The 17,271-nt window shown below is 34.3% G+C and carries 9 protein-coding genes; 4 read left to right on the forward strand and 5 right to left on the reverse strand.

Features of this window, described 5'->3' with window-relative positions; genetic code table 11:
* The first annotated feature begins 212 nt into the window (after positions 1-212).
* Complete coding sequence (locus tag IR010_RS13755; RefSeq protein ID WP_228515168.1) at positions 213-4,046, forward strand: T9SS sorting signal type C domain-containing protein; 3,834 nt, start codon at positions 213-215, stop codon at positions 4,044-4,046.
* Between the two features lie 495 nt (positions 4,047-4,541).
* Entirely contained in the window at positions 4,542-8,060 is a 3,519-nt protein-coding gene (locus tag IR010_RS13760; protein WP_194604630.1) for a T9SS sorting signal type C domain-containing protein, read from the forward strand.
* A 63-nt stretch (positions 8,061-8,123) separates the two neighbouring features.
* Here IR010_RS13760 and IR010_RS13765 read toward each other — a convergent pair whose 3' ends face one another.
* The 4 genes from IR010_RS13765 to IR010_RS13780 all read right to left on the reverse strand — a co-directional run bounded on the left by IR010_RS13765 (position 8,124) and on the right by IR010_RS13780 (position 11,826).
* Positions 8,124-9,005, reverse strand: a complete 882-nt coding sequence (locus IR010_RS13765; protein WP_194570167.1) for a cupin-like domain-containing protein — start codon at positions 9,003-9,005, stop codon at positions 8,124-8,126.
* A 78-nt stretch (positions 9,006-9,083) separates the two neighbouring features.
* Complete coding sequence (gene bioB, locus IR010_RS13770) at positions 9,084-10,172, reverse strand: biotin synthase BioB (protein WP_194570169.1); 1,089 nt, start codon at positions 10,170-10,172, stop codon at positions 9,084-9,086.
* Between the two features lie 170 nt (positions 10,173-10,342).
* Positions 10,343-10,780, reverse strand: a complete 438-nt coding sequence (locus IR010_RS13775) for a hypothetical protein (protein ID WP_029270995.1) — start codon at positions 10,778-10,780, stop codon at positions 10,343-10,345.
* 116 nt (positions 10,781-10,896) lie between these two features.
* On the reverse strand, positions 10,897-11,826 hold the full coding sequence (locus tag IR010_RS13780; RefSeq protein WP_194604633.1) for a bifunctional riboflavin kinase/FAD synthetase: 930 nt from the start codon (positions 11,824-11,826) through the stop codon (positions 10,897-10,899).
* Positions 11,827-12,021: 195 nt separating this feature from the next.
* Here IR010_RS13780 and IR010_RS13785 point away from each other — a divergent pair, with 195 nt between their 5' ends.
* Positions 12,022-14,694, forward strand: a complete 2,673-nt coding sequence (locus tag IR010_RS13785) for a reprolysin-like metallopeptidase (RefSeq protein WP_194604636.1) — start codon at positions 12,022-12,024, stop codon at positions 14,692-14,694.
* A 62-nt stretch (positions 14,695-14,756) separates the two neighbouring features.
* Here IR010_RS13785 and IR010_RS13790 read toward each other — a convergent pair whose 3' ends face one another.
* A complete protein-coding gene (locus tag IR010_RS13790; RefSeq protein ID WP_194570175.1) occupies positions 14,757-15,335 on the reverse strand; it encodes a ComF family protein in 579 nt (192 codons plus the stop codon).
* A 203-nt stretch (positions 15,336-15,538) separates the two neighbouring features.
* Here IR010_RS13790 and IR010_RS13795 point away from each other — a divergent pair, with 203 nt between their 5' ends.
* A complete protein-coding gene (locus IR010_RS13795) occupies positions 15,539-17,077 on the forward strand; it encodes a glycine--tRNA ligase (RefSeq protein ID WP_029270986.1) in 1,539 nt (512 codons plus the stop codon).
* Positions 17,078-17,271 lie beyond the last annotated feature (194 nt).

The following is a 17,271-nucleotide window of genomic DNA, read 5'->3' on the forward strand; positions in this document are numbered from 1 at the left end:
TTTTCAATAGATAATTAAGTACAATTACAGACAAATAAATAGTCTGTCTTAAAAAGCCATTTATCAATTGATAAATGGCTTTTTTTAATTACAAATATCCCTAAAAGTGGGTATTGTGTATTAAAAAAACTGGTTTTAATTTTCAGGAAAATTCTTATAATTATTTATTAACCTGATTATTATTTATTTTGTTTAAAAAATTACTTTATTCATTGATTTTAATTGTATGCATTGGAAAAATTGATTTGCATGCACAGCAAGGAAAAGTTGATATTACTTTTAATACGCTGGATGATGGTTTGACTGGAGATGGTTTTGATAGTTCAGTACGAACTTTATCTTTACAATCCGACCAAAATCTAATAGTTGGCGGTGATTATCTAAATCTCAACGGAATTCCTTCTCCTTATTTAACACGCTTAAAACCAGACGGAACGATTGATGAAAGTTTTAATGTAGGTTCTGGTTTCAATGGCAAAGTTTACACTACTTATATACAGTCTGATGGCAAAATAATTGTTGGAGGCAGTTTTACTACTTATAACGGAATTTCTTGCGGAAGACTTATTCGCTTAAATAATGATGGTACTTATGATGCATCATTTAATACTTTAATTGGTGCAACAACTGGAATCATTTATGAAGTTACACAACAGCCTGACGGTAAAATTATTATTTCAGGAAGCTTTACAAAATATAACAATATAACAGCTAATAGGATCGCGCGAATTATGCCTAACGGCTCTTTAGACACCTCTTTTCTCATAGGTTCAGGTTCTTCCACAAACATCACAAACGTGAGAGTTTTATCGGATGGGAAAATTTTGCTTTCTGGAAATTTCATTTCTTTTAATGGAATTCCAACTAACAGAATTGTTCGATTAAATTCAGACGGAAGAGTTGATTCAAGTTTTAATGTGGGAGCAGGTTTTGATGATGATGTCAATGCAATGGAAATTCAGGCTGATGGCAAAATAATTCTCGGCGGAAAATTTACGACATATAATGGCATTTTGGCTAATAGAATCATCAGACTTAATGATGACGGCAATGTAGACAACAGTTTTTTATCTGGTACTGGATTTAACTCAGGAGCAGTTCAAAAGATAAAAACAGATTTCTCAGGAAATATTATGTTAGGAGGTTCTTTTAGCGGTAATTATAATGGTATTGATGTTAATCGGGTATGTCTTTTAAATTCTGTAGGTGTTCTTAAAAACGATATTGATTTTGGTTCTGGACCCGCGACATTATCTGTTTTAGCTTTAGAAAAAGATGCAGAAGGATCTTGGTATATTGGAGGATCATTTTCAGTTTTTGATGGTCTTAATCAAGGAAGATTAGCAAAAATTAATCCTGAAGGAGAATATGATACGGGTTATTTGTCGGCTGGAGTTGGTTTTGATAATTCTGTTTACAAAATATTGTCTCTAGAAAATAAAGAGACTATGGTTTTTGGTAATTTCAAAAAATTCAATGGTAATTTTGCTTCTAGAATTGCAAAACTGTTAGAGGATGGATCGTCAGATTCTAATTTTAATTTTGGGCAATCTGGTGCCAATAATTTAATTAAAACTGCGATTTCACAATCTGATGGTAAGATTATATTTGGAGGAAACTTTACAAAATACAATGAAACATCCATTAACCGAATCGTTCGTATTTTACCAGATGGTACAGTTGATCCTGCCTTTAATGTCGGTACTGGTTGTAACGGTCAAGTTTATGCAATGGCAATTCAATCGGATCAAAAAGTAATTGTTGCCGGAAATTTTACTAAATATAATGAAGCAGCTTCAGGCAGAATAATCAGGCTATTATCTAATGGTTCGCGTGATGTGAATTTTAACGTTGGTTTGGGAGCAGATGCAATTATTGAAGCCGTTTTGATTCTGCCCGATGGTAAAATTTTGGTCGGAGGAAGATTTAATAATTTTGATGGACATTTAATTTCAAAGTTAGTTCGTTTAAATAATGATGGAAGTATTGATCTGAGTTTTAATGTTAGCACTGGATGCGATAAATATATTTATGCAATAGCTGTACAATCAGATGGAAAAATAATTGTTGGAGGATCGTTTTTAAGCTTTAATGGAGTTTCTCAAAAGCGAATTCTTCGATTAAATTCAAATGGCAGTTTAGACACAACATTTGACTCTGGAATTGGTTTTAATAAAGGTGACGTCAGAAGTATTTTAGTACAGCCAGATGATAGCATTTTAGTTGGCGGCACTTTTTCTGGAACTTATAAAAGTACCTCTTCGTTGAGGTTAATTCGATTATTGAAATCAGGTGATTTTGATCCTTCTTTTAAAGCTAATCTTAATAGCAAGCTTTATACAATGGGTTTTACATCAGATTATAAACTTATGATTGGCGGTGATTTTAATTCCGTTTCTGGTATTTCTAAACACAGAATTGCGAGATTAAAACTTTGTTTAGAAGCTACAGTTTGGAATGGCACTTCATGGTCAAATGGTTTTCCTTCAGGCGGAAAAGAAGTTCTTTTTAAGGATGATTACCCTTCTATGACTAATGCAAATGTATGCAGCTGCGCTATTGATGCAGGAAAGACAGTAACCTTATTAAATGGAAATACATTAGGAATTGAATTTTCTTATTCTGGATTAGGAACTTTAATTTTAGAAGATGGGTCAAATTTATATCAGTCAGATGATGATATGATTAATACTGGAATTATACATCTTAAAAGAAAATCATCTCCTATTTTAGGGAAAGATTACACATATTGGTCTTCTCCTGTTGCAGATCAAAAATTAATTGATGTTTCTCCAGATACGGCATCTGATTGTTATTATTCGTATGATTTTTTAATAAAAAACTGGCATAGAGAAAGTGGGTCAAATACTATGAACCTCGGAACAGGATATATTATTAGAGGACCAGAAAATTTTTCTGAAACAGTTGCTCAGAAGTTTGAGGCAACTTTTAAAGGAATTCCAACAAATGGGAAAATAGAGGTAAGCATAGGAGATAAATATGTCTTTAATTTGGTTGGAAATCCTTACCCGTCAACTATTAATGCAGATGTTTTTCTGAAAAAAAATGCATCAAAAATTAAAGGAGCACTGCATTTTTGGACTCACAATACTCCTGTAGCGAATAACAAATATGCCTCTGATGATTATGCCGTTTACAATTTGCTTGGAGGAGTAGGTACGAGAGGCGCACTATCGTCAGGTATTAACGAAAATATTCCAGATAATAAAATTGCTTCAGGACAAGCCTTTTTAGTAGAAAGTGAAAATTTGGGGACAATAGAATTTGATGATAGTATGCGTATGGTAGAACAAAACTCTACTTTTTTTAAACCTGGAAAATACAATAAATTACATAATAAAAATGAAATTGAAAGGCATCGCATTTGGATAGACTTTAAAAATCCTGAAGGTATCTTTAAGCAAATTTTGATTGGATATATTGATGGAGCCACAAATTCATATGATGTGAAGTATGATACTCAATCTTTTAACGGAAATAAATTTGCAGATTTTTACAGTATCGTCGACGATAAAAATCTAGTTATTCAAGGCCGAAGCCTGCCATTTGAAGATACGGATATTATACCGCTTGGCTATATGACTAAAGTGGATGGAGAATTTACAATTGGAATAGATCAAGCCGATGGAAACATGAGTATTCAGCCCATTTATTTAGAAGATAAAAATACGGGACTTATACACGATTTAAGAGTTAGCAGTTATAAATTCAATACAGAGTCAGGAACTTTTTTAGATCGATTTCTTCTACGTTATACAAACAAACCTTTAAATACAGCTAATGGTAATGATACTGGAAGCAATATTTTAATTTCTGTTAAGAACAAAGTAATCAGAATAACTTCTATGAAAGAAAATTTACAAGAAGTCTCTGTTTTTGATATATCTGGAAAACTGCTTTACAATAAAAAAGATATTGGACAATCAGAATTTGATATAATAAATCTACAGGCAGCAAATCAAGTTTTATTGCTAAAGGTTAGTTCGGAAAATGAATATTTGATAAGCAAAAAAATAATTTTTTAAAGGAAAATTTATTGATTTTAAGAATCCACTTCAAATATAAGAAGTGGATTTTTTGCTTATATAAGGGTTGAAAAGTTCCTGTCAAAAACACATTAACAGTTGCTTTTAATTTTTAATTGAATTGAATGTTTTTTTATTCGAAATGTTAAAGTGTTGTTTTTCAAGTTAAAGTTTAAAAACAGATGTAAAAAAAATCGTACCTTGTTGTTGTTCTTACCCGACGAACAAACGTAAAAGCCCGTTATACTGCCTTTTTGGTAAGTTTTTTAAGAAAGCTAAATCACATATTTTTTAGTTTTTATCCGCCTAAATACTTCTTGTAAAGTTTTAAATGCCTCATTATAATAAACAAAAAAGTACGTTACATTGATTTTAGTATTTTGGATATAGTTTAGGGTACTTTTTTGTATTTCTGTTTAATTGTGAGCCGTTTAAATTTCAAGATGATTCGATTTGACTTTGAATCTAATTTTTAAATTTTTTAAATGCCACGTTATGAAAAAATCTTTACTTCAACTATTACTTTTTGCCCAAATTTTATTGCCGTTTTTATTTGTTAAAAGGCTCTATTCAAAACAATTCTCGCTTTCAAAAGTAAAATTGTCTCTTGTTTTAATTTTTGCTTACGCTTCTTTATGGTCTCAACCTCCACCACATAAATTTATTGCTACCGGTTCATTAGTTGTTCCGGCTGGAATTACAACGGTAACTGTTGAAGCTTGGGGAGCAGGTGGAGCAGGTGGAGGAGCTAGTGGGGCTATAGGGACTACGGGAAGAAGTGCAGGTGGCGGTGGCGGTGGTGCTTATGCCAAATCAAATATTACTGTAGTGCCAGGTACAACTTTAACGGCAATTGTGGCTCCTCAAACTTTAGGAACAACTTCTGACGGAGCTTCAGGAGGAAATTCTACCATTTTGAATTTCGAAGGAAGTATTCTGGCTCGTGGTGGCGCAGGTGGAATTGCGAACACAACTGGAAACCAGCCAGCAGGAGGATTAGGAGGTTCAGCTCTAACATCTATTGGTGGTTTATCGACTGCTGCTGGGGAAACAGGAGGTGCTGGAAATTTCGTTTTAATATCCGCTTTGCTTGCTTCTGGAAAAGGAGGCAACGGAGCTAGTCCTGGTGGAGGAAATGGTGGTAACCCAGCTTCAACGGTAGTTTTAGGTAGTTATCCCGGAAATATTGGAAGCGCACCAGGAGGAGGAGGAAGTGGAGCTCTAAACTCTGCAGGTGCCGCTGCTCAGATTGGAGGGATAGGTGAACGTGGAGAGGTTGTTGTGACTTATACTTGTCCTTCTTATAGTATAACAGGAATCTCAGTTGTAAATGCTTGCGCTACAGTAGGCGCCGCTAAAATAATACTAAGCTCAAGTGCGGCTTCATTACCATTTGGTGTTTATACAGTAGATTATAATTTAACTAATCCTGTTGCAAGCGGAACTGCAACAATGAGTGTTACAACAGCTGGGACAGGAAATTTTGATATTTCAGGTTTAACAACTGTTGGAACAAGAGCTATAACAATTACAAAATTAACTTCTGGAGTATGTGTAAGTAATATCACAACAGGTAATACAGGAAGCATTGTAATTTCAGGAGCTTCTGTTCCTGGATCTGTTACTGGTGGCAGTACAATTTGCAGTGGTTTTACAAGTGGTACACTTTCATTAGGAACACATACAGGCTCAATTATAAAATGGCAATACTTTACTGCTTCATCAGGCGTTTGGACAGATATTTCAAACACAGCGGCCACATATACTTCCGTTTCATTAACAGAAACTACTCAATTTAGAGCAGTGATAAAAAATGGAGTTTGTGATGAAGCGTATTCAACTTCCACGACTGTTACTGTTAATCCGCTGCCTCAAGGTAGTCTTACTGCTAACGGTCCTTTTTGTACATCTGGAGTGCCTCAGTTAATATTTACAGCTACAAATGGCGCCGGTCCGTATACTGTTGTTTATAAAGAAAATGGAGGTGCAGACCGCAGTGCAACAGGAGTCATAAGCGGAACAGCTTTTACTCCTTTCACAACTCCAGTACTAAATACAACAACTTATACATTAGTCTCGGTAACAGGGGCAAATACATGTGTACGAAATGCTGGATTTACTGGAGGATCAGCAACGGTTACGATTAATTTAGTTCCAGCTGCTCCTACAATTTCAAATATTATACAGCCAAACTGCACAACGGCTACAGGGAGTATTGTTGTAAATGGTTTGCCTGGGTCTGGAAATTTGCTTCAATCAGACGGTAGTACTATTGTTAGTCGCCCTTATACAGGAAGTTCTTTGGCAATTTCTGGATTAGTAATGGGCAAGTATAATTTTGCGATTGATAACAGCTGTGGATTGAACTATTCTACAGATGTAACAATACAGGCAAATACATGGAATGGAACAAGTTGGTCTTACGGTTTAGAACCTACAACTGATAATTTAGTGAATTTTAACGGCGATTACAATATAAGTGCAGATGTAAATGCTTGTTCGTGCACAATAAGCAATGCGGCAGCGGTTACCATACAAAATGGGAAAACATTAAATGTAGTTAAAGGTGTGCACGTGGTTTCGGGCTCCCTAACATTTGCAGATGGAGCAAACTTATTGCAGACTAGTACTGACAATAATTTAAATACTGGAAATATTACTTATAAACGTGCAAGTAAACCAATTCGCCAAGCAGATTATGTGTATTGGTCAACGCCGGTTAAAGGACAAACTTTAGCTGGAGTTTCTCCTCTAACAGCTAGTGATAAATATTTAAGTTATGATGGAACCAAGTGGGTTGCTCATCCTAGTACTGATGTGATGATTGTTGGTAAAGGTTATATCATACGCGGTCCCGAAAACTATTCAAATACAGTAAGAAATCCGTTTGCGGTGGCTTTTGTAGGTGTGCCTAATAACGGAGACATAAATGGAGAAACCGTACTGGATTCGAAATATTATTTGATTGGAAATCCATATCCTTCGGCTTTGAATGCTGATGATTTTATACTAGCAAATAATCTCTTAGAAGGAACGCTTCACTTTTGGACACATAACACACCTGTAGTTTTAGGTCCGAATTATAAATATGCCTCAGATGATTATGCGACTTATAATTTAAGCGGTGGTGTTAGAACAGCATTTGCAGCGCAATCTACCGGTAATCCGTCTGATCCTGAAAACAATAAAAGCTTACCAAGCGGTGAGATTGCGGCAGGACAGTCATTTTTTGCTAGTACTGTATCATCAGGTATAATTCAATTTAAAAACTACATGAGAAGAGGAGGCGCTTCAAACGGTCAATTTTACAAACCCGGGAGTGAATCAAAAACTCTTCTAGAAAAACACCGTTTATGGCTTAATATGACTAATTCAGAAGGCGCATTTAAACAAACCCTGATTGGTTATATTGAAGGAGCAACTAATGAATATGATCAGAGATATGATGGAACCAGTCTTGACGGAAATAAATATTTAGATTTTTATAGCATTAATAGTGGAGAAAACCTTGTAATTCAAGGACGTGCTCTTCCTTTCACTAATCGGGATTCAGTTCCATTAGGGTATCGCACAACAATTGACGGAGAGTTTACGATTGCAATAGATCAAACCGACGGCAATATGAATTATCAATCTATTTATTTAGAAGACAAAGATACAGGCGACATTCATGATTTACGCGCCAGCAATTATACTTTTACTACTTTAGCTGGTACTTTTGCAGATCGCTTTGTTCTTCGTTATACAAATAAAACACTTGGAACAGATGATTTTGAAAATACTGAAAATTATGTTTTAGTTTCTGTAAAAGATAAAATCATTAAACTCACGTCATCAAAAGAAAACATCAGCGAGGTGAATATTTTTGAAACATCCGGAAAGAAAGTTTTTAATAAAAACAAGGTTAATGCAACAGAATTGCAAATATCCCATTTACAGCTTCGTCACCAGGTTTTACTGGTAAAAGTAATTTTTGAAAATGGAAAAACAGTAACAAAAAAGATAGTTTTTTAATAGTGCTAAATAAAAAAAGCAGTTGTAGTTTTTAAAATTCTACAACTGCTTTTTTTCTATTTATTAAGATACTTTCCTTAAAAAAGTCTTTTCTAAATTTTCATGTGTATTCTGAATTGCTTTTTCATTTTTGTAATCAATCCATTTTTGGCCTTTAAATTTCCGCATCATTATATCAAAATGACGCATAATAAAAACATTATATGCCGCCTTAGATAAGTTCGCAATGTTTCTAGGAAACGCACGTAAACTCATAGAAAATCCTGGAGTTAAATATTTCATATAATGCCAATAACCCTCAGGCATATAAAGCATTTCTCCATGTTTTAGATTAGTGATAAATCCTTCTGCATTTTTTAAAGCCGGAAATTTATCATAATCAGGATTATCAAAATCAATATCTTCTCTCGAAATTAAAGCGTGTGGTACTTTATACATATATTTTGACTGATCAGGAGCAAAAATCATACACTGCTTTTCTCCATGAAAATGAAAATGCAGAATATTCGAATAATCAATATCAAAATGCATAAACACTTTGGAGTTTTCTCCACCAAAAAAAAGCATAGGCATTTGCTTAACCAATTTGAGGCCAATATCCGGCCATAAGAAGTCATCTTTTAGCGTTGGCACCACTTTCATTAAATTATAAAGAAAGATTCTGTAATTGGTAGGTTTTGATTGTAAAAGAGCAATATAATCGCTCATTTTCATTTTAGTATGTGCTTCATTAAAGCCATCTTCATGATTTACAGGTCTATCATCATATAGCGGAACTGTAATATCACCAGCGATATCATTGATATAAGATAATTTCCATTTGTGATAAGCCGGCCAATCTTCGGTCAGCTCTTCAACAACTACTGGAATTTGTTTTTTAACGTATTGGGAAATAAAATCGGATTTTGAGATCTTTTTTACCCTTTCGATTTGTTTTAAATTCATCTCTTTGAAATAAAAAAATTGCTTCTGGAACTCAGAAGCAATTTAAAAATATTTATTGAGATGTATTAACTCAATTAACTAAATTTTTGATTTGATCGAAGCCTCGAGGTTTCTTTCAATGGTATGTCCTGGTCTTGACCATTTAGGTTTTTCGCCTAGTGGAGCAAATTGAGAATCAGCTGCTTCTACCGTTTGTGGCTGTGAAACTTTAACAAATGGTTTTTGCGGAATCAATCCTAATAGTTCAAACATCTTCATGTCTTCTTGTACATCTGGATTTGGCGTTGTCAGTAATTTATCTCCAGCAAAAATAGAATTTGCACCTGCAAAAAAGCACATTGCCTGTCCTTCACGGCTCATATTAGTTCTTCCTGCAGATAAACGAACCTGAGTATCAGGCATGACAATTCTTGTTGTTGCAACCATACGAATCATCTCCCAGATTTCAACTGGTTTTTCTTCTTCCATCGGAGTTCCTTCTACAGCAACCAAAGCATTTATTGGAACTGATTCTGGCTGGGGATTTAAAGTAGAAAGCGCAACAAGCATTCCGGCTCTGTCTTCAATACTTTCTCCCATTCCAATAATACCGCCACTGCAAACGGTGACATTTGTTTTACGGACGTTTTCTATAGTTTCTAATCGATCTTCAAAAGCACGTGTCGAAATAACGTCTTTATAATATTCTTCAGAAGTATCTAAATTATGATTATAAGCATATAAGCCTGCTTCTGCTAAACGCTGTGCCTGATTTTCTGTAATCATTCCTAAAGTACAGCAAACTTCCATATCAAGCTTGTTTATGGTACGAACCATTTCTAAAACCTGATCAAATTCTTCACCATCTTTTACATTTCTCCAAGCCGCTCCCATACAAACTCGAGAAGAACCGCTAGACTTTGCACGCAAAGCCTGTGCCTTTACTTGGCTGACACTCATTAAATCATTGCCTTCAACTCCTGTGTTATAACGTGCAGCTTGTGGACAATAGCCACAATCTTCTGGACATCCGCCAGTTTTGATAGATAGTAAAGTTGATACCTGAACAACATTGGGATCGTGCTTTTGTCGATGAATTGTTGCAGCTTCATAAAGAAGATCCATCAGAGGTTTATTATAAATTGCAATTATTTCGTCTTTAGTCCAGTTGTGTTTCGTAATGGTCATTGATTAATTTTTTTTGGTATTTCAAAAGTAGTTAAATTGTCGTAATCACCAAATATTGAATTTGTAAATGAATAATTGTCAGCTATTTTCAAAAAAGAAGCACTCTAAAATCAAAGAAATTTACTTTTTTATGATTTTAGAGTGCTAATAATATGATTTATTTTGAATAATTAATCAGCGATATATTTGTTGTTCCAATATAACATCATCATCAAGGTGACAATCACCGAAGACGCAATTCCTTCAAAAAGTAAACAGATGCAGTAAGTTGGAACAGAAGGATCTCCTCCAAACATAAAAGTTTCTGATAATGTTTTAACGTAGGCATCTCCCCCTCTGGCATAGCTATATATTAATAATCCAAAAACACTCATCGATACGCCAACTACTGAAGTTGCCATTGCTGAGACAGCATTCGATACAAAATTGTTCTCTCCTTCGTGAAGGTTCATTTGCATAGTTCTGTTTACGCCATAAAAGATAAAAAATACATTTAGGGTTCGTAAGTAAAACAAATCTGCTAAACCTAATAGATTCATTAATAAAAAATAAATGCCTATTCCGAGGAAAATCAAAAAACCGTTGGTTATTTCTTTAGGTAATTTCATAGTGGTTATTTTTAGAAGTTAATAGTAAATATTTGATAAACAGAGTTCTATATCAAATTTACTAAAAAAATAACTACGATGATTTAAAAAAGGCAAAAAGTATAGTGCAGTATATTTTAAAGCTGCTTCACAAAAGCTAAAGCATCTTTTTTGTCTTGGCTTAATTGCGCTTTCAGTAAGTCAACTGAACCAAATTTCTGCTCTTCGCGAAGATATTGCAATAGTGAAACTTCGATTTTTTTGCCATAAATATCGGCATCAAAATCAAAAAGATTTACTTCAATAGTTTGCTTTTGGCCATTTACAGTTGGATTGAACCCAATATTCATCATTCCAAAAACTTCTTTTTGATCGATTACGGCTTTAACAGCATAAACCCCATTTTTTGGAATTAACTTGTAATCTTCTTCAATTTGAATGTTTGCTGTCGGAAAACCAATTGTTCTTCCTAATTGTTTTCCTTTAACAACTTCTCCGGATAAAAAATAAGCATAACCCAGATATTCATTGGCTAAAGCCATATTTCCTTCATTTAAAGCTTTCCTGATTTTGGTAGAACTTACAGAAACATCTTGTATTTCTTCTGCAGAAATTTGTTCTACTTCAAACCCATATTCAGCTCCAAAAGCAATTAAATTGTCAATATTTGCAGTCCTGTTTCTTCCAAAACGGTGATCGTGACCAATAATTATTTTTTGAATTTGAAATTGATCTACAAAAATAGAATGCACAAATTCTTCGGCAGTTAATCGCGAGAAGCTTTCGTTAAACGGATGAATAACAAGATTTTCAATTCCGGTAGCTTCTAAAAGTTTTGATTTTTCAGAAATAGTATTTAAGAGTTTTATTTCTGATTTTTCTTGTAAAACCATTCGCGGATGCGGAAAAAAAGTAAGCACTAAACTTTCGTATTTCCCATTTTCAGTATTTTGAGTAATTCGTTCCAGAATTTTTTTATGACCAATATGTACACCATCAAAAGTACCAAGAGTTAAAATCGTTTTCTTGGTCGAATGGAAATCGTTTATAGAATGAAAGAGCTTCAAAACAAATAATTTAAGATGCTGCAAATTTATACTATCTATTTTGAATTTTATATCAAGCCAAGTTGATTTTTTGGAGAGTTTGGGTTTCTTTTTGTGAAAAATGGCCAGCTCGTCGACTAAAAAGCATTAATTGTCGTATTTATGTAAGAATTTAATTTAATTCGTTTAATTTTGATTGATCAATTTGCCACGAGTATGAAAAAACAACTACTTTTTATATTTTTTATTTTTAGCTGCGCCAACATTTATGCTCAAAGCGATGACTTGTGGCAGAGGTCAAATTCAAGTTCTGCTCTCAGCAAAAAGATAAATTCATCCGATTCTGATAAATTATACTATAAATTAAATTCAGATTTTTTAAAATCAAAACTTTCTCCTGCGACAAATGAAACGACGCAAAACGGTACTGTAGAAATCACTTTTCCAAATGCAGCAGGTGTTTTAGAAAGGTTTGCAGTTTGGGAATCTTCGAATTTTGAGCCAGAATTACAGGCAAAATATCCAGAAATAAGAGCGTATGAAGGAAGGGGTTTAGATGATAAAACGGCGAAAATTCATTTTAGCGTTTCTCCTGCAGGAGTACAAACCATGGTACTTCGTCCTGATAAATCGACTGAGTTTATTGAAACAAATCCAGACAATCCAGCAGAATATGTTTTATTTGCTAAAAATAGTACCACTTCAAAAAGATTACTTTGTAAAACAGACGATTTATTTTTAGATAAAAATCTTTCTGGCAAAACGGCGAAAACTGCATCTAATACAAAAGTTTTTAAAACAATGCGTTTGGCATTGTCTTGTACCGCCGAGTATACTACTTTTTTTGGAGGTACAAAAGCTGCTGCATTAGCCGGAATGAATGCAACAATGACGAGAGTTAATGGTATTTTTAATAAAGATTTGGCCGTAAAATTGGTCATAATTGCCAATACAGATGCTGTAATTTATACAGATGCAGCAAGTGATCCTTACTCGAATGCTTCTACAGGTGCAGACGGCGCATGGAATCAGGAAGTGCAAACGACTTTAACCAACGTAATTGGAAATGCGAATTATGATATTGGGCATTTATTTGGAGCTTCGGGCGGTGGCGGAAACGCAGGCTGTATAGGCTGTGTTTGTACCAACCCAACAGTTAATGTGCCTTTAGGAAAGGGAAGTGCTTATACTTCGCCTTCTGATTCAAAACCTCAGGGAGACACATTTGATATTGATTTTGTAGCGCATGAATTCGGTCATCAATTAGGTGCAAATCATACATTTTCATATGATTCTGAAGAAAGAACCACCGTAAATGTTGAGCCAGGAAGCGGTACGACAATAATGGCTTATGCTGGAGTTACTGTTGATTATGATATTCAAAGTGCTTCTGATGATTATTTTGCTTATGCTAGTATTCTGCAGATTCAAAATACTCTTGCATCAAAAAGTTGTCCGGTAAATACTGCTATAACAAATAATCCACCTACAATAAATGCTGGAGAAGATTATACTATTCCCATTGGTACGGCTTTTATTCTAACAGGAACAGGTTCTGATCCTGAAGGAGATTCGGTAACTTATACTTGGGAACAGAATGATAATGCCACAACAACTTCTGGAGCAAACAGTATAGCATACCCAACAAAACCAGATGGTCCTTTGTTTAGATCTGTGATTCCGAGCAGCAGTACAATTCGTTATATGCCTAGCTACAGCTCAGTTCTTCAAAATAGATTAACCACAACTTGGGAGTCAGTTTCGTCTATTGCAAGAACGTTGCATTTTACCTTAACGGGAAGAGATAATGCAGCTTTAGGAACAGCACAAACCAATACAGATGCAATGGTGGTAAATGTTGCTTCATTCGCTGGTCCGTTTGCGATAACTTCTCATACAAATGATAATGTAAGCTGGTGGCAGGGATTAAGCGAAACAGTAACTTGGAGTGTAAACAATACAAATACGCTGCAAGGTTCTACTACGGTTAACATAAAATTATCTACAGACGGAGGTTTAACTTTTCCGATAACTTTAGCGGCAAATACTCCAAATGACGGTTCTGAGACAATTGTACTTCCAACAAGCGTACCTTCATCTAAAAATTGCAGGATCTTGATTGAACCTACGGGAAATATTTATTATGCAATTAACAGCAAAGCTTTTGCAGTTGGTTATACGTCATCAGCAACCTGTGATTCTTATAGCTTTGGGAGTTCATTTTCAATTCCAAATACTGCTGCTTTTGTGACTAGAACAATAACAGTTCCAGATACTGGTGCAACGGTTGCAGATGTAAATGTTTCTGTAAATGTAACACATGCAAGATTTTCTGATATTGAAATTCAAATCGTAAACCCACAAGGAACTATTGTACGTTTATTTAATAAAAACTGCGAATCTACAAATTCAACTTTAGCACTCCAGTTTGATGATGCCGGTGCCGCTCTAGATTGTAATGCAACTACTCAGCAGATTGTTATTCCTGTAGATGCTTTAAGTGTTTTTAATGGGCAAAATACACAAGGAACTTGGACTTTAAGAGTTCGAGATGCAGTTACTGGAAGTTTCGGTACTTTAAATTCAGCTTCAATAAGCATCTGCGGTCAAACGTTTACTTTAGGAACTAGTGATTTCGAAAATATAGATTTCAGTCTTTATCCAAATCCCAATAAAGGAAATTTCAACATTCAGTTTGAAAGCCAGGGAACAAAAGGAGTTAAAGTATTTGTTCATGATATCCTAGGCAAAAATGTATATTCTAATACTTTTGAAACTACAACTCAGTTCAATCAAAATATTCAATTGCAAAATGTGTCTTCAGGAATTTATCTTGTAACGGTTATTGATGGAGATCGAAGAACAGTTAAGAAACTTGTAGTTAACTAAATTTCAATATTTAAATTCCAAATTCAAATTAAAAATGAGTTGGAATTTGGAATTTATTCTTTTTAAGAGTTCGCCATCGCCATACAAACAATACTAATCTTAGCTCCGGGAATTTTTAGTAATGCTCGTGAACAGGCTTCTAGAGTTGCGCCGGTAGTAAGAACATCATCAACAATTAAAAAATGTTTGTTTTGATTTGCTTCTGAGAAGTTGGCGTCAAAAATAGCATCAATGTTTTCAGATCTTCCCAAAAGATTCTTTTTAGATTGTGTTTTCGTGTATTTCTTTCGGTATAAAATAGAATCATCAAAGCTGATATTAAAACCTTCGGATAAAGCTTTTCCAAAAGTTGTGACTTGATTGTAACCGCGTTCTCTAAATTTTTTCGGATGGAGCGGTACCGGAATTACAACATCAAAAGGAGTTTTCAGATTTAATTCTTTCAAATCTTCTACGTACCAATTTCCTAAGAGCGCACCAATTTCTTCGTGACCTTTGTATTTTAGGTTATGAATCAATTCCTGAACTATTCCTTTTTTATTGAAATACAAAAATGCCGAAGCGTGTTCAATTTCAATTTTGCCATAAAATTTTTTAACGGCTTCATTATTTGAGTCTAAATGATATTGCGTAAGAGGCATTTCGTGTCGACAGCTGGTGCATAACACAGATTCATCATTTAGTAAAAGTTGCCGGCATCCGGCACAAACTTTAGGAAAAAATAGGCTTATAAGATAATTAAACACAAATAGAAAGAATTTAGTTACAAAAATAACGAAATCAATCCTTCAATCTTTATTATTTTTCTTTTTTTTAAAAGTACTTTTTATATTTTTGCATCACTATGGCAAAACAAGAAGATTTATTTAAGAATGTGGTTTCGCACGCAAAAGAGTACGGATTTATATTTCCGTCAAGCGAAGTATACGATGGATTAAGTGCTGTGTATGATTACGCACAAAATGGTGTCGAGTTAAAAAAGAATATCCGTGAATATTGGTGGAAATCAATGGTTCAGATGAATGAGAATATTGTCGGCCTTGATGCTGCAATATTAATGCATCCAACGACTTGGAAAGCTTCAGGCCACGTTGATGCCTTCAATGATCCATTAATTGATAATAAAGATTCTAAAAAAAGATATAGAGCCGATGTTTTAGTAGAAGATTTTGCTGAAAAGATCAATCAAAAGGCTCAAAAAGAAATTGAAAAAGCAAGAGCTCGTTTTGGTGATGCTTTTAATGAAGAAGAATTTGTTACCACAAATGCCCGCGTTGTAGAATATCTTTCAAAATACAAAGAAATTTTATCAAGGCTTGCAAAAGGAATGACTGATAATCTTCAGGATGTAAAAGCTTTAATCGAAGAATTAGAAATTGCTGACCCTGAAACTGGTTCAAAAAACTGGACAGACGTAAAGCAATTTAACCTAATGTTCGGAACTAAACTTGGAGCTTCTGCAGAATCTGCAATGGATTTATATTTGCGTCCAGAAACAGCTCAGGGGATTTTTGTGAATTTCCTGAATGTTCAGAAATCAGGCCGTATGAAAGTTCCATTTGGAATTGCTCAAACAGGTAAAGCGTTTAGAAACGAAATTGTTGCAAGACAATTCATTTTCCGTATGCGTGAATTCGAACAAATGGAAATGCAGTTTTTCGTTCGTCCGGGTGAAGAAATGAAATGGTACCATCACTGGAAAGAAACGCGTTTAAAATGGCATTTGTCTCTAGGACTAGGAAAAGAGAACTACCGTTTTCATGATCACGAAAAATTAGCGCATTACGCAAATGCGGCGGCAGATATTGAATTTAACTTCCCATTCGGATTTAAGGAATTAGAAGGAATTCACTCTCGTACAGATTTTGACTTAAAAGCGCACGAACAATATTCAGGCAGAAAACTGCAATATTTTGATGCTGAATTGAATGAAAATTACGTTCCATACGTTGTAGAGACGTCTGTAGGTCTGGATCGTATGTTTTTAGCTGTTTTTGCAACATCGTTGCAAGAAGAAACTTTAGAAGACGGATCAACAAGAACTGTTCTAAAATTACCAGCAGTTTTAGCGCCAACAAAAGTGGCAGTTTTACCATTAGTTAAGAAAGATGGTTTGCCAGAAATTTCTAAAAAAATTATCGAAGATTTAAAATGGGATTTCAATGTAGCGTATGATGAAAAAGATGCAGTTGGTCGTCGTTATAGAAGACAAGATGCTCTTGGAACTCCATTTTGTGTTACTGTAGACCATCAAACAATAGAAGATGAAACAGTAACAATTCGTCATAGAGATACAATGAAACAAGATCGAGTTAAAATCTCTGAATTAAGAGGTATTATAGAGAACGAAGTTTCGATGAAAAATTGGTTGATGAAAATGTAATTTTTTATTTTAACACTATATAAATCCCAAATTCCTAGCAGGAGTTTGGGATTTTTTTAATTTTGAGATTTGCATTTCATCGATGATTTCTGCATTTCGTCCTTATGTATTAACATTTTGTTTTAATGTGTTAACAATGAAATGATTAGAATATTGAAATGCGTAAATTTAATTGCGTATAATACACCATAAAC

This window comes from Flavobacterium sp. MR2016-29 (assembly GCF_015350695.1).
Classification (GTDB): domain Bacteria; phylum Bacteroidota; class Bacteroidia; order Flavobacteriales; family Flavobacteriaceae; genus Flavobacterium.

Bases quoted from the DNA above. Each gene is read 5' to 3' on its own strand.
- IR010_RS13760 (WP_194604630.1), top strand. From the start codon at position 4,542: ATGAAAAAATCTTTACTTCAACTATTACTTTTTGCCCAAATTTTATTG.
- IR010_RS13765 (WP_194570167.1), bottom strand. From the start codon at position 9,005: ATGAATTTAAAACAAATCGAAAGGGTAAAAAAGATCTCAAAATCCGAT.
- bioB (WP_194570169.1), bottom strand. From the start codon at position 10,172: ATGACCATTACGAAACACAACTGGACTAAAGACGAAATAATTGCAATT.
- IR010_RS13775 (WP_029270995.1), bottom strand. From the start codon at position 10,780: ATGAAATTACCTAAAGAAATAACCAACGGTTTTTTGATTTTCCTCGGA.
- IR010_RS13785 (WP_194604636.1), top strand. From the start codon at position 12,022: ATGAAAAAACAACTACTTTTTATATTTTTTATTTTTAGCTGCGCCAAC.
- IR010_RS13790 (WP_194570175.1), bottom strand. From the start codon at position 15,335: ATGCCTCTTACGCAATATCATTTAGACTCAAATAATGAAGCCGTTAAA.
- IR010_RS13795 (WP_029270986.1), top strand. From the start codon at position 15,539: ATGGCAAAACAAGAAGATTTATTTAAGAATGTGGTTTCGCACGCAAAA.